The organism is Brachybacterium endophyticum (assembly GCF_003130585.1).
GTDB classification, from domain to species: domain Bacteria; phylum Actinomycetota; class Actinomycetes; order Actinomycetales; family Dermabacteraceae; genus Brachybacterium; species Brachybacterium endophyticum.
The window spans coordinates 166,694-180,939 of sequence record NZ_QFKX01000005.1; the positions used below are offsets into that span (position 1 = coordinate 166,694).

At 71.8% G+C, this 14,246-nt stretch carries 12 protein-coding genes; 8 read left to right on the forward strand and 4 right to left on the reverse strand.

The features are described from left to right. Window positions 1-2 precede the first annotated feature (2 nt). The 5 genes from leuD to DEO23_RS12880 all read left to right on the forward strand — a co-directional run bounded on the left by leuD (window position 3) and on the right by DEO23_RS12880 (window position 4,941). Window positions 3-608: a 3-isopropylmalate dehydratase small subunit gene (leuD, locus tag DEO23_RS12860; protein WP_109276422.1), complete on the forward strand. Its 606-nt coding sequence runs from the start codon at window positions 3-5 to the stop codon at window positions 606-608. A gap of 126 nt (window positions 609-734) precedes the next feature. Further along, a complete protein-coding gene (gene murA / locus DEO23_RS12865; protein ID WP_109276423.1) occupies window positions 735-2,051 on the forward strand; it encodes a UDP-N-acetylglucosamine 1-carboxyvinyltransferase in 1,317 nt (438 codons plus the stop codon). 5 nt (window positions 2,052-2,056) lie between these two features. Continuing rightward, entirely contained in the window at window positions 2,057-2,749 is a 693-nt protein-coding gene (locus DEO23_RS12870; protein ID WP_109276424.1) for a DUF2867 domain-containing protein, read from the forward strand. Between the two features lie 61 nt (window positions 2,750-2,810). Further along, window positions 2,811-3,812, forward strand: coding sequence for an NAD(P)H-dependent glycerol-3-phosphate dehydrogenase (locus DEO23_RS12875; protein ID WP_109276425.1), 1,002 nt, complete (start codon window positions 2,811-2,813; stop codon window positions 3,810-3,812). Window positions 3,813-3,825: 13 nt separating this feature from the next. After that, a complete protein-coding gene (locus DEO23_RS12880; protein ID WP_109276426.1) occupies window positions 3,826-4,941 on the forward strand; it encodes a D-alanine--D-alanine ligase family protein in 1,116 nt (371 codons plus the stop codon). Between the two features lie 22 nt (window positions 4,942-4,963). On the opposite strand, the gene DEO23_RS12885 is transcribed toward DEO23_RS12880, so the two are convergent. Beyond that, window positions 4,964-5,479: a DUF3515 family protein gene (locus tag DEO23_RS12885; protein WP_240613394.1), complete on the reverse strand. Its 516-nt coding sequence runs from the start codon at window positions 5,477-5,479 to the stop codon at window positions 4,964-4,966. A gap of 41 nt (window positions 5,480-5,520) precedes the next feature. On the opposite strand from DEO23_RS12885, the gene thiL reads away from it, so the two are divergent. Next, a complete protein-coding gene (gene thiL, locus DEO23_RS12890; protein WP_109276427.1) occupies window positions 5,521-6,531 on the forward strand; it encodes a thiamine-phosphate kinase in 1,011 nt (336 codons plus the stop codon). Between the two features lie 54 nt (window positions 6,532-6,585). Beyond that, window positions 6,586-7,389 carry a siderophore-interacting protein gene (locus DEO23_RS12895; protein ID WP_109276428.1) on the forward strand — a complete coding sequence of 268 codons (804 nt, stop codon included), beginning with the start codon at window positions 6,586-6,588 and terminating at the stop codon, window positions 7,387-7,389. Window positions 7,390-7,419: 30 nt separating this feature from the next. Here the strand turns inward: DEO23_RS12895 and DEO23_RS12900 are convergent, their stop codons facing one another. Beyond that, window positions 7,420-9,402: a potassium transporter Kup gene (locus DEO23_RS12900; protein WP_240613395.1), complete on the reverse strand. Its 1,983-nt coding sequence runs from the start codon at window positions 9,400-9,402 to the stop codon at window positions 7,420-7,422. A 289-nt stretch (window positions 9,403-9,691) separates the two neighbouring features. Between DEO23_RS12900 and DEO23_RS12905 the strand changes: the two genes are divergently transcribed. Then, window positions 9,692-10,756, forward strand: coding sequence for an NAD(P)-dependent alcohol dehydrogenase (locus tag DEO23_RS12905; RefSeq protein WP_109276430.1), 1,065 nt, complete (start codon window positions 9,692-9,694; stop codon window positions 10,754-10,756). An 85-nt stretch (window positions 10,757-10,841) separates the two neighbouring features. Here DEO23_RS12905 and DEO23_RS12910 read toward each other — a convergent pair whose 3' ends face one another. Together DEO23_RS12910 and DEO23_RS12915 are read right to left on the reverse strand one after the other, a co-directional pair. After that, on the reverse strand, window positions 10,842-11,624 hold the full coding sequence (locus DEO23_RS12910; RefSeq protein ID WP_109276431.1) for a Type 1 glutamine amidotransferase-like domain-containing protein: 783 nt from the start codon (window positions 11,622-11,624) through the stop codon (window positions 10,842-10,844). Window positions 11,625-11,714: 90 nt separating this feature from the next. Then, window positions 11,715-14,198 (reverse strand): FAD/NAD(P)-binding protein, encoded by a 2,484-nt coding sequence (locus tag DEO23_RS12915; RefSeq protein ID WP_165831836.1) that lies wholly within the window; start codon window positions 14,196-14,198, stop codon window positions 11,715-11,717. Window positions 14,199-14,246 lie beyond the last annotated feature (48 nt).

A 14,246-nucleotide genomic window follows, 5' to 3' on the forward strand; every position in this document is an offset into this window, starting at 1 on the left:
CCATGGAGAAGTTCACCACCCACACCGGCGTCGGCGTGCCGCTGCGCCGCAGCAACGTGGACACCGACCAGATCATCCCCGCCGTCTACCTCAAGCGCGTCAAGAAGACGGGCTTCGACGACGGGCTGTTCGTCAACTGGCGCAAGGACCCCGACTTCGTGCTCAACCGCGAGCCCTACAGCACGGGTTCCGTGCTGGTCGCGGGTTCCGACTTCGGCACCGGCTCCTCGCGAGAGCACGCCGTCTGGGCGCTGCGCGACTACGGATTCAAGGCCGTGCTCTCCAGCCGCTTCGCCGAGATCTTCCGCGGCAACGCCGGGAAGCAGGGTCTGGTCGCCGCCAAGCTCTCGCAGGACGACATCGAGCAGATCTGGAAGATCCTCGAGGAGTCGCCCGGCGCCGAGGTCACTGTCGACCTCGAGAACCAGCAGGTCTTCGCGGGCGAGGCGACCTTCCGCTTCGACATCGACGACTACACCCGCTGGCGGCTGATGGAGGGCCTGGACGACGTCGGGCTGACCCTTCGCCACGAGACCGAGATCTCCGCCTTCGAGGAGCGTCGCCCCCGCTGGATGCCGCGGACGATCCCGGCGCGCACGGCCCCCTGATCCGCACCTCGCAGCACGGCGCGACGCGTCCGGAGGGCGTCCAGGCTCGGCCAGGCTCGCTCCGGTAGTGTGAAGCGATCCAAGGAAGGACCCCGGCCCGGGGTCCCCGAACGGCTCAAGGACGATATGACCTCGACATTCCACGTGCGCGGCGGGCGGCCCCTCAAGGGTGAGATCACCGTTCGCGGCGCCAAGAACCTCGTCTCGAAGGCGATGGTCGCCGCCCTGCTGGGCGAGGAGCCCAGCCTCCTGCGCTCCGTGCCGGACATCCGCGACGTCGCGATCGTCACCGAGCTGCTGAAGGTCCACGGTGTGAAGGTGGACCGCGACGTGGCGACCGGCCTGATCCGCATGGATCCCTCCAACGTCGAGCGCGCGCACGCCGCCGAGATCGACGCCCATGCCGGCAGCTCACGGATCCCGATCCTGTTCTGCGGCCCTCTGCTGCACCGCCTGGGCGAGGCGATCATCCCGGACCTCGGTGGCTGCAGGATCGGTGACCGCCCGATCAACTACCACCTCGACGTGCTGCGCGAGTTCGGTGCGCACGTCGACAAGCGCGAGCTGGGCATCCACATCACCGCGCCCAACGGCCTCAAGGGCACCAAGATCCACCTCGAGTACCCGAGCGTCGGGGCCACCGAGCAGGTCCTGCTCACGGCCGTGCGCGCCGAGGGCGTCACCGAGCTGACCAACGCCGCGGTCGAGCCCGAGATCGAGGACCTGATCGCCGTCCTGCAGAAGATGGGCGCTCTGATCACGCTGCAGACCGACCGCACGATCACCATCGAGGGCGTCGAGCGGTTGGGCGGCTACGAGCACGTGGCGATCCCCGACCGGATCGAGGCGGCCAGCTGGGCGTGCGCCGCTCTGGTCACCAAGGGCGATGTGTTCGTCCAGGGCGCCCAGCAGAAGCCGATGTCCACCTTCCTGAACGTCTTCCGCCGGATCGGCGGGGGACTGGACATCACCGACGACGGCATCCGGTTCTTCCATCCCGGCGAGCCGCTGCGCTCGATCGCGATGGAGACCGACGTGCATCCCGGGTTCATGACCGACTGGCAGCAGCCGCTCGTGGTCGCGCTCACCCAGGCCGAGGGCATCTCGATCGTGCACGAGACCGTGTACGAGAACCGCCTGGGCTTCACCAGCGCGCTGAACGACATGGGCGCGCGGATCCAGGTCTACCGCGAGTGCCTGGGCGGCTCGAGCTGCCGCTTCGGGTGGCGCAACTTCAACCACTCGGCCGTCATCTCCGGGCCCAAGGCCCTGCACGGGGCCGACATCACCGTCCCCGACCTGCGCGGCGGCTTCTCCTACCTGATCGCCGCGCTCGGCGCCGAGGGGATCAGCTCGATCCACGGGATCGACCTGATCGACCGCGGCTACGAGAGCTTCCGGGAGAAGCTCACCGCGCTGGGCGCCGAGTACTGGGAGGACTGACAGGCATGGCAGAGCAGCGCGACGAGACCCTCAACGGGCAGCTCGTGGACCGGCAGGACCGCAACGCTGACGACCCGTCCGCACGCGCCTCGCAGCAGTCGTCGGCCGGGGAGGGCGCCCAGGCGCCCAGCGGTGCGATCAGCTCGCTGGCGCTGCGCGACATCCCCGTCCCGGACTACTGCGACGTGGTGATCGTCCCGACCCGCGGTGTCGCCATCGAGGACCCCCGGGTGTGGGCCGAGGCGATCTTCTCCCACGAGAACACGCCGCTGAGCACCCGCGGCCTGCGGGCGCTGCGCGACGAGGCCGTGCGCCTGTTCGACATGGTCCCGCCGCCCGAGAAGCAGTACGTGGCCGACGAGGTGCGCGGCAGCGAGGCTCTGATCAAGGACGACGACCAGAACCTCTCGCTGCGGATCGGCGTCGCACTGCTCCCCGGCGGGGAGCTGCTGCAGGTCACCACCGCGGTGAAGTACCGATCGGTGCGCGGACGCCTCGCCTGGGCGCCCCGTCGGCTGATGCACGCCGCCGCCGTGAACGCCCTCGCCCGACGGGCACCGACCACGGTGCGCCGTCGGCAGGTGGGCCCGCGCACGACCGGCCCGGCACAGCTCTCCGAGCGCTCGGAGCGGCGCAGCATCTCGCGTGGCCGATTCCTGGGGCGCGCAGGCGGCCGCAGCACGGATCGCGACGCGTGATCGGGCGAGTAGCCGACGACGCCGCGCCGATGACCACCCGGCGCATCCGGGGCCTCGAACGATGACCCGCATCGCGGTGCTCGGCGCCGGCAGCTGGGGGAGCACCTTCTCGCTGCTGCTGGCCGACGCGGGGTGCGAGGTGGTGCTGTGGGCCCGCCGGGAGGAGACGGCCCGGGCGATCCGCCAGGCGCACCGCAATCCCGACTACCTGGGCGAGACCGCGCTGCCCGACGTCGTCACGGCGACCACCGACGTCGCCGCGGCGCTCGACGGGGCCGAGGGCGTCGTGCTCGCGCTGCCGGCCCAGAGCCTGCGGGCGAACCTGACGGCCTGGCGCGACGCAGGCACGCTGCTGCCCGAGGTGCCCGTCCTATCGCTGGCCAAGGGCATCGAGCGTGGCAGCGATCAGCGGATGAGCCAGGTGATCGCGGAGGCGGGCGCCGTGGACCCCGCGCGCATCGCCGTGCTCTCCGGGCCGAACCTGGCCGGGGAGATCGCCCGGCGTCAGCCCTGTGCGAGCGTGGTCGCCGCGCAGCACGAGGACCTCGCCCGCACCGTGGCCGGCTGGTGCGCTGCTCCGTCCTTCCGGTCCTACACCTCGACCGACGTGCTGGGCGTCGAGATCGCCGGGGCGGTCAAGAACGTCATCGCGATCGCGGTGGGCGCCGCCGCCGGCCTCGGCTACGGGGACAACACCCGCGCGAGCCTGGTCACCCGCGGGCTGGCCGAGATCACGCGACTCGGCGTGGCCCTGGGCGGGAGCGCCGGCACCTTCGCGGGCCTGGCAGGCATGGGGGACCTGGTGGCCACCTGCGCCTCCCCGCTCTCCCGCAACCACCGGCTCGGCCATGCCCTGGGACGCGGCCTGGACCTCGACGCCGCGGTGGACGAGGTCGGTCAGACCGCCGAGGGCGTGGCGACGGCACGGGCCGTCGACGAGATCGCCCGGCGGGCGGGAATCGACATGCCCATCACGCGGGGGGTCGTCGACGTGGTGGACCACGGCACACCCATCGAGCAGGTCACCACGGCGTTGCTCGCACGATCCGTCCGACCCGAATGACTACCCTGCCGCTATGACCTCCACGATCGCCCTCGTCTTCGGTGGCCGCTCCGGCGAGCACGGCATCTCCTGCGTCACCGCCGGCGGCATACTCGGCGCCGTCGACCGCGAGCGCTACGACGTCGTCGCGATCGGCATCACCCGCGACGGGCGCTGGATCCACGTCAGCGACGATCCCGCCGACTGGCAGCTGCAGGGGTCGATTCCGCCCGAGGTGCCGTCGGCCGGTGACGAGGTGCTGCTGCCCGCCGCGGCCAAGCGACCGGGCGAGCCCGTCACGCTGCGGGTCGTCCGTGACGGGCGCCTCCAGCCCCTCGCCGACATCGACGTGGTACTTCCCCTCCTGCACGGGGCCTACGGAGAGGACGGCACCATCCAGGGCGCACTGGACCTGCTGGACATCCCCTATGTGGGCAGCGGGGTGCTCGCCTCGGCGACCTGCATGGACAAGACCGCCACGAAGGCCGCTCTGGAGCAGGCGGAGATCCCTTCGGCACCGTCGATCAGCGTCCACGAGGACGAGTGGTCGGCGCGCGCGGACGAGGTCACGACGCGGGTGCAGGAGCGCCTGAGCGCCCCCTGGTTCGTCAAGCCCGCCCGCGCCGGATCGAGCCTGGGCGTCTCGCGCGTGACCGATCCCTCCGCACTCGAGCAGGCGGTCAAGACGGCATTCGCCGAGGACCCGCGGATCCTGATCGAGGAAGGCGTCGTGGGCCGCGAGGTCGAGTGCGGCGTGCTGGCCGGGGAGGCCGGCGGCGAGCCCCGCACGACCCTCCCGGGGGAGGTGATCGTCGGCGACGACCTCGACTTCTACGACTACGAGTCGAAGTACTTCGGCAAGGGCACCATCGACATCCAGGTCCCCGCCGCGCTGTCGGATCGTGCGGTCGCGGAGGTCCGCGCCGTGGCCGCGCGCGCCTTCTCCGCCCTGGGGCTGGAGGGACTGGGCCGCGTGGACGTCTTCGTGACGGAGGCCGACGAGGTCGTGGTCAACGAGGTCAACACGATGCCCGGCTTCACCCCGTCCTCCATGTTCCCCGTGCTCTGGGACACCATGGGGCTCGGGTACACCGAGCTGATCACGGATCTGATCGAGCAGGCCCGCAGCCGGCGCATCGGTCTGCGCTGAGGCCCGCGATCCGGGGTGGCTGCTACTGCACGTCCTGCACGCTCAGGCAGTTCCGGCTCGCCGAGATCCCCGAGACCGCCTCGGTGAGATCGAGCGCCGCGGCCGAGGGCTGGTCGCCCGCGACCTCCCGCGGCACCGTCAGATCGATCGCCGGGCTGCGGCCGTAGGTCGTGAAGCGCACGACCCCGTCGGAGGAGCCGTCGTCCTCCACGATCCAGTCCACCTCCCTGCCGTGCTCGTCGGTCAGGGTCGTGCACATCTTCGACGTGGGACCCGGCGGGGTCACGCCGCAGCGCATCACGATCGCCTCGTCCCCGGAGCCCCAGGCAAGCGTCCCCTGGCTCGACGTGGTGTGCCGGGACTGGTCCAGCAGGGTCCGCGGTGCGCTGCGCACCACGTCCGCGCACGCCGGGTCCGCAGCATCCGGCCCCGCCGGAACCTGGATCGTCGCGCACGAGGTGCAGGCCAGCGCTGCCAGCGCGGCCAACGAGGCGGCGGCCGGGCGCAGGGCGCGGGAGAAGGACACGGGCGGACGCACACGACGAGGGTATCGGCCCGGCCCTCGGGCACACTGGGGACATGACGCGGATCGAGCACCTCACCGAGTCCGGCCTGCTGGCGCGGATCACACCCGGACTCACCCAGGGAGCCGACGTCGAGCTGGGCCCGGGCGATGACGCCGCCGTGGTGCGCCTCGCCTCGCCGCGCCTGGTGATCACCACTGACACGCTCACCGAGGGCCACGACTTCCTGCTCGATGGGACGACTCCCGCATGGATCGGCCACAAGGCGGCCGTGCAGAACCTGGCCGACGTCGCGGCGATGGGCGCGCGCCCGCAGGCGGTGGTCGTGTCCGTCTCCGCGCCGCGCGAGACCGGTGCGGCGCTGTTGGAGGGGATCAGCGCCGGCCTCGCCGAGCGCTGCGCCCGCGACAGCGTGAGCGTGGTCGGCGGCGACCTCGGCGCGGCCGACGCGCTCTCGATCACGGTGACCGCGGTGGGGGCCCTGGCGGTGGACCAGGAGCCGATCACCCGCTCCGGCGCCCGGCCCGGCCAGGTGCTCGCCGTGGGGAGCGACCTGCTCGGCCGTTCCGCCGCGGGCCTCGCCCTCGTGCTCGCCGGTGCGGGTAACGATCCCGACGAGGACTGGGCCCGCGGTCTCGTGGCCTGGCACGACGCGCCGGATCCGGACCTCTCCCTGGGCTGGACGCAGTGCCCCGGGCGCGCGCGGGCCATGATCGACGTCTCCGACGGGCTGGCACGGGACGGAGGGCGGCTGGCCGTCGCGAGCGGGGTGGAGATCGACCTCGACCGCGAGGTCCTCGGCCGCGACGTGGAGCGGCTCGCGACCTCGGCGCAGCGGATCGGCGAACGGACGGGGGAGCGGATCGATCCCTGGGAGTGGGTGCTGGGGAGCGGGGAGGAGCACGCACTGCTGGCGACCTTCGACCCGGGTGACGTCCCGAGCGGGTTCCGCACCATCGGCATCGTCCGTGCCGCGCAGGCCGGAGCGCGCGGCAGCGAGGAGGGAACCGCGCTGCGGATGGACGGACAGCCGATCGCGGACCTCGGCTTCGACCACTTCGGCTGAGTTCGGATAGGCTCACCTCATTTGAGAGTCCGCTCCCAGGAGGTCACCCCGTCCATGGCATTCCTCGACGCCCGCCGCTTCCGCGGTCATCACCTGGCGACCGTCGCACGTCGGGAGCAGGTCGGCCCGCACATGGTCCGCGTGACCCTCGAGGGAGAGGACCTGACCGGGTTCACTGCTCACGGGTTCGACCAGTGGGTGCGTCTGTTCCTGCCCCGGACCGACGGCCCCACCGACTACTCGCGGGTCCCGCAGGGCTTCGGGATCGCCGGGGCGCTGAAGTACCTGACGACTGGTTCGGGGGTGCGACCGCCCGTGCGCAGCTACACGATCCGCGAGCTGCGGCCCGAGGCGGGGGAGCTCGACATCGACTTCGTCGCCCACGGCGACGAGGGCATCGCCGGCCCCTGGGCCCAGCGCGCCCGCGCCGGCGAGCAGGTGATGATGATCGACCAGGGGCGCGGGTTCGACCCTGACGAGGATGCGTCCTCGGTGCTCCTCGTCGGCGAGGAATCGGCCCTGCCCGCTCTGCTCGGGATCCTGCGGGACCTGCCGCGCAGCACAGCGGGCACCGCGCTGATCGAGATCCCCGAGCAGGCCGACGCCCAGGAGCACGAGGCCCCCGAGGACGTCGAGGTGCGATGGCTCCCGCGCAAGGAGCCGCACGATCGCCCCGGAGTGCTCGCGCTCGAGGCGCTGCGCGAGCTCGTCCCGTCCGACGGCGCCCGTCTCCAGGCGTACCTGGCGGGCGAGCAGGCCCTGGTCGCCGAGGGTCGACGCCACCTGGTCGCCAACGGCGTCCCCAAGAAACGGATCGTCTTCACCGGCTACTGGAAGGTCGGCAGGGCCGCTCTCTGACGGCTCGGGGCATCGTGCCCGATAAGCCGCTCAGACCTGGGTCTCGACCCCCATCACGACCGTGCGCTCCTGCGGCAGGCGCAGGGCGTGGGTCTTGTTCGAGGAGAGCCTCTCGAGCAGCCGGAACAGCTTCTTCTGCCAGCGGGGCATGCAGCGGTCCTCGCCCTGCTCGATGCGGAAGACCGAGAGGAAGTAGATCGCGGTGGACGGATCCACGTGCAGCTCGTCCGAGCGCCCCACGGCGTCGGCGAGGGCGGCCGGGACGTCCTGGGAGTCGTTGAACCCGACGCGGTAGGTCACGTGCACGATCCCGTCGTGCGGGTCGCCCAGGTCGCTGACCTCGACGCGAGCATCGTGCAGCACGTGGGGCACGCCCATGTTGCGGATCGTGATGATGACGACGTGCCGGTGCAGCATGCGGTTGAAGCGCACGTTCGAGCGCAGGGCGAGCGGGACCGTGGCGGGGTCGCCGTGCGGGTAGACGGCCAGCCCGGGCACCCGCCTCACCTTCTGCTCGCGGATCTGCACCACGAACTCGTCGATCGGCCCCTCCATCGAGCGTCGCCTGCCGAAGTACTCGCGGGCACCGCGCCGCCAGGTCAGCATGATCACGAGGAGGGCGCCGGCGATGACCAGGGGCAGCCAGCCGCCGGAGGCGATCTTGACGACGTTGCCGGCGAACAGGGCGAGCTCGAGTCCGCCGACGACGACCGCCATCGTCGCCACGCGCCACAGCGGCCAGTTCCACACCCTCAGCGCGAGCAGCAGGAACAGCGAGAGCTCGAGCAGCAGCGTCCCGGTGACGGAGAGTCCGTAGGCCGATGCCAGCGACTCCGAGGACCGGAAGACCAGCACGAGCACCAGCACGCCGCCGAACAGCAGCAGGTTCACCACCGGCAGGTAGATCTGTCCTCCGTGGACCCGCGAGGTCTGCAGGACCTTCAAACGCGGCAGCAGTCCGAGGCGGGTGGCCTGGCGCGAGACCGAGAACGCCCCCGAGATCACCGCCTGCGAGGCGATCACCGTGGCCATGGCCGCCAGCAGCACGAGAGGGAGCCGCGCCCACACGGGAGCCATGCGGAAGAACGGGTTCTCCACCGCGCTGGGATCGGCGAGGATCAGCGCGCCCTGGCCGAAGTAGCAGATCAGCAGGGCGGGAAGGATCAGACACAACCAGGCGAGCGCGATCGGGCGACGGCCGAAGTGGCCCATGTCGGCATAGAGCGCCTCCGCGCCGGTGATCGCGAGCACGACCGCTCCCATCGCGACGAAGGCCACCAGGGGGCGGTCCAGGGCGAACACGATGGCGTAGCTCGGGGAGACCGCCCGCAGGATCGACAGGTTCGAGATCAGGTGGGGCAGCCCCAGGGCGGCGAGCACGAGGAACCAGCAGACCATGATCGGTCCGAAGGCCTTCCCGATCGCGCCCGTGCCCCAGCGCTGCACCAGGAACAGGCAGGTGAGGACGGCCACCGCCGCGGGGACGACCCACGGAGCGAATCCCGGGCCCACCACCTCCAGGCCCTCGAAGGCGCTGAGGACGGAGATGGCCGGAGTGATGACGGAGTCACCGTAGAAGAGGGAGGCACCGACCACCGCGAGGACGAGGGCGACGGAGACCTGCGTGGAGCGCTGGCCGAGCTTGCGCTGGATGAGGTTCGCGAGCGAGAGGATCCCGCCCTCGCCCTGGTTGTCGGCCCGCAGGATCACGCTGACGTAGGTGACCGTCACGATCAGGATCAGGCACCACACGATCATCGAGATCACACCGAGCACGTCCTGCTCGGTGGGGGCGACGGCGTTGTGGTGGGTGCTGAACACCGTCTGGAGCGAGTACAGGGGACTGGTGCCGATGTCACCGAACACCACGCCCGCGGCTCCCAGCATGAGGGCGGCGACGGGCCTGCGACGCCGGGGGCGGCCGTCGGTGTCGAGCGGGGCGCGGTGCGGGGCGGAGGCGACCGCAGTCGCCGGGGCGCGGCCCGGTTCTGCACGGTCTGGTTCTGTGACCACGAGCCGACAGCCTGCCACCGCGGCCTCCGACTGACCAGGATCTCGCCCCAGGGCTTTGGATCCGTACGTCACACAGGACACGCGGCCGACGGCGGTACGTACGGCCGACGGCGGGATTCCTGGGAACGCGTCCAGCGATGTCCGGAGGATCTCGTGACCCCCTCGAGCTGGTGATGGGAGGTCTAAGCTGGTGCAGTCGCCCGCCGGACGCGCAGCCCCATCGCCCCTTCGGGGCCAGCGCCGTCTGCTCCGCGGGCACCATCCGCACCCGAGCTCCGAGGAGACGAACGTGCCCATCACCGTCAAGGCCCTGCAGAAGACCGGGCCCGACCAGCCCTACCGCGTCGCCGAGATCCAGCGCCGCGACCCCCGCCCCGACGACGTCGTGATCGACATCAAGGCCGCGGGCATCTGCCACTCCGACATCCACACCATCCGCAACGAGTGGGGCGAGGCGCACTTCCCGCTGACCGTCGGCCACGAGATCGCGGGCGTCGTCTCCGCCGTCGGCGAGGACGTCACCTCCTACTCGGTCGGCGACCGCGTCGGCGTGGGCTGCATGGTCAACTCGTGCGGCGAGTGCGAGCAGTGCCGCAACGGCCAGGAGCAGGACTGCCTGAACGGCAACGTCGGCACCTACAACGTCAAGGACGTCGACGGCTCCATCACCCAGGGCGGCTACTCCCAGAAGGTCGTCGTCAACGAGCGCTTCGTGTGCCGCATCCCCGACGGCCTCGACTTCGACGTCGCCGCCCCGCTGCTGTGCGCGGGCATCACCACCTACGCCCCGATCGCCCGCTGGGGCGTGAAGGAGGGCATGAAGGTCGCCGTGCTCGGTCTCGGCGGCCTCGGCCACATGGGCGTGCAGATCGCGGCGGCCAAGGGCGCCGAGGTCACCGTGCTCTCGCGCTCGCGCAAGAAGGAGCAGCTCGCGATCGACCTCGGTGCGAAGGAGATGCTCCCGACCACCGAGGAGGGCTTCTACGAGCAGCACCGCGGCGAGTTCGACATGATCCTGAACACGATCAGCGCCGACATCCCGCTGGACAAGTACCTCGGGCTGCTCAAGCCGCACGGCGTCATGGCCGTCGTCGGGCTGCCGCCGGCCGCGCAGCCCCTGCACTTCGGTTCCCTGATCGGGGGCGGCAAGGTGCTGGCGGGCTCCAACATCGGCGGCATCGCCGAGACCCAGGAGATGCTCGACTTCTGCGCCGAGCACGGCATCGGCGCCCAGATCGAGGTGATCGGGATCGACGAGGTCGATGCCACCTACGATCGCGTGGTCAACGGCGAGGTGTACTTCCGCGCCGTCATCGACACCGCGAGCTTCGAGGACGCGCCGGTCGGCGCCTGATCCTCCGAGCATCACGGGCGAAGGCCCGGCACCCGCTCCGACAGGACGCGGATGCCGGGCCTTCGTTCGTCGCGCGGAAGACCTCTCAGGCTCCGCGCGGCACGGCGCCCGCGAGCTGACGCACCGGGAGCTCCTCCTCGAGGACGCGTGCGGTCCCCGCCTCGTGCCCCGGTGCGCGACGCAGCCGACGAGCGCCCGCACCCTCGCGCTCAGTTACAGCCTCTATGAACTGTTCAGCGCGATACAGCAATCCGACGCCGTCGTCGGTGCAGAGTGTCGTGCCGAGGGTGCCGTCGGCGACGAGCTCTCGCAGCAAGGGCAGCCGCGCCCGCTCGCTGTCGCAATGCACGCCGTTGGCCCACGGGAGGAATCCCAGACCGTCGGTCACGGGCACGAGATCCGGACCGAACGAGTCCGTGACCCCTCCCGTGTGCCAGCACAGCGAGCCGGCGGAGATCCCGGCGAGCACCACGCCCTCGCGCCACAGCGTGTGCAGGATCCGATCCAGACCGTGCGCTCGCCAGACGGCGAGCAGGTTCACGACGGAGCCTCCGTTGACCCAGAGCACATCGAACCCGCGCAGGTAGCCCTCGACGTCCTCGACGTTCGGGGAGGGGAACAGGGAGAGGTGGTGCAGGGCGAAGCCCGCCTCCCGTGCGGCCTCCTCCGTGTCGCGTTGGAACCGGGCGTCATCGCCCGAGGCGGTGGCGATGTTGCAGATGCGCGGCGTGCCGGTGGGATCGACCCGGCCCCGCTCCGAGGCCAGGTCGATCGCCAGGTCCATGATCGGGCCGAACCCGAACCGCAGACGCGGATGCGGGACGTACCCGCCGCTGGTGGCGAGGATCGTGGGCTGCGAGGCGGTCATGGGCTCAGCCAAGCCCGCGTCCGCCCGGACCGCAAGCAGGCAGCGGCTCCCACCGGCGGGCCGGCGGGAGCCGGTCGGTGCCCACCGACCTCAGGCGGCCGTGAGCACCGCCGCGTCGGCGGCCTCCAGGGCGGCGGTGAGGACCTCACGGGAGGCGACCGACCCGAACACGGCGCCGTCGGGCTCGAGGTGCCGCGCCTGGGCGAGGCCGTCCACGAGCACCGCGTCGAAGCCCAGACGGTCCAGCAGATCGCCGACGGCCGCCGCCGTCGGTTCGTCGTCGCAGGCGACCGCGAGGGCGCGCCGGTCCTCGGCCCCGGCGGGCCGTGTGTGGTCCTCGAGGTCGTGGTAGCCGATGTGGTTCAGTGCCTTGGCGACCCGGCTGGAGCGCAGATGGGCTGCCACCAGCTCGCTGCTGGAGAGCTCCGCCCCGTAGCGCTCGCGCGCCGACTCGATCGCGGCGACGTCCTGCTCGCCCCAGGGGTTGGTGGCATCGATGACGACCGTGCCCTCGAACTCCGCCGGATCCAGGTCGAAGACCGCATGGAAGGGCATGGTCAGCACCACGATCTCGCCCGGGGTGGCAGCCGCGCTGCGGGCTGCTGCAGAGGGCGCCACGGCACCGGGGATGCGAGCACGCAGGGACCGCGGGTCACGCGAACTGTGCACGTGCACGTGCAGTCCGCTGCGCACCGCCTGCCGGGCGATCGCGGTGCCGATTTTGCCGGCCCCGACGATCTCGAGCTCCTGCGCAGGTCGGTCGGACTGCGCGGGGCCGGGGGAGACCCGGTTCTCCGCCGTGGCGAGCAGTCGGCGGGCGAGGGCGTCGTTGCGACGGAACACCGGCGCGTCCGTCCGCGGCCGGGCGAAGGCGCCGAGAGGGAACTCCGAGGTCGCCGGGCCGACGGCCCACAGGCCCGCGACCGGGGCGCCCTCGGCGTCGAGCACCCTGCCGTCGGCATCCGTGCGGAGGCGACCGGGCGCGTGCGGATCGGGCGCGGCGAAGCGCTCACCGAGGACGCGGAGGAACCGGTTCGCCGAGCCCTCGACGGTCGGGGAGGGCAGGAAGGCGTCGACGAGCGCTCGTGCCTCGACGCGGGCGCCGCCCGCTCCCTCGGCGCTGAAGCGTCCGGTGCTCTCGTCGGCCCGCACCTGCAGTCGCGGGCCCAGGAAGTGGACCAGTCCCGCCCGCTCCAGGGCGAGGATCTGCTGGAGGCGGTGGGGCGGGGGCCCCGAGCACACGAAGCTGAACAGTGAGTGCCACAGTCCGGGGTAGCTGCCGCGGGAGGCGGGGGAGAGCCGCTCGGCGGGAAGCTGTCGCGCGAGGCCGCCGGTGATGCGCAGCAGCACCTGGAACAGTGCACGGGCGCGCTGCGGGTCCTCGCCGGTGCGCTCCCTGAGGTCATCGGCGATGTGGGAGACGACCACGTCGCGGGTGCGCCGCAGCGCCTCCTCGCCGGAGCGCCGGCCCTCCGCCGAGAAGAGCCCGACGAGGGGATCGTCGAGCGCGGAGACCAGGTCCCAGCCGGAATCCGACGGCCCGCCGAGATCGAGGTCCGGGACGGCCTCGCGGATCTCGGCCGCGATCAGCGGCAGCACGGAGTTCTCGAAGTCCACCTCGCCGTGCTCGTCCTCCGCGGCGGTGAGCGCCTCGGGCGTGAGGTGCACGAGCTCGGACGGACCGGCCGGGACGTCCTCGCCGCGGACCTTCGACCGGAACGGGGTGCCCCGCCGCGAACCCAGCCAGAGCACGGGCTCCTGGCCTGACGGCTCGTACTCCAGGCGATCGGGATCCTCCGGCAGCGGGGCGGGGGAGTAGGTGCCGCCGCGTCCCTCGGTCAGCAGCGCGACCAGGTCCACGGCCCCCAGCCCCATGCCGCGCAGGATCACGTCCTCACCGGGCGCGAGCGCCGAGAGGTCGACCCCGTCGTGATGCGAGGGCGGGGAGTAGACATCCCCGTGCTGCGCGGCGAAGTCGGCCAGCTGCTGCTGGGCGGGCGTCGGCTCGGCGTCGGCATGGCCGACGGTCACCAGCAGCAGATCCGCGGGCAGCTCGGTGCCGTCGTCCAGGTCGACCTGCCAGCCCTGGCTGCGGGCCCGGAGGTCGACGGCCGTGCGGCGGTGGATGTGGACCTCGATGTCCTCGGGGAGGCCCGAGAGGACCCGACCGAAGACCCACTCGAGGTAGAGGGCCTGGACGCGGCGGCTGGGGAACGACTCGTCCGTGAGGGCGTGGATCTCGGCGAGGCGCTCGGTGCCGGCGGTGGGCGCCTCGATGTCCCCGTCGCGGATGGCCTTCGCCCACTCCGCGAGCGAGGGCCCGGGGCGGACGGGGCCGTCGATGCGCGAGGCCTCGTCGGTGAACATCGTCACGTCCTTGGCCCTCGAGTTCATCAGCAGGAGGGGGCTCTCGTGAGCGCTCCAGATGCGACCGGCACCCGGGGTGTGCGGGTCCACCAGGTCGATCCTCAAACGGTGTCCGGCCAGCTCCTCGGCGTTGGCGCCGAGGCGTTCCAGCAGGCCAGAGGGTCGCGGGCCCGCACCGATGATGACGATCCGTGCGCTGTTGCCCATCGGGCCTCCCGTCTGTGTCGTGATGTGTCCGGAGCTGACGTCCTCGCT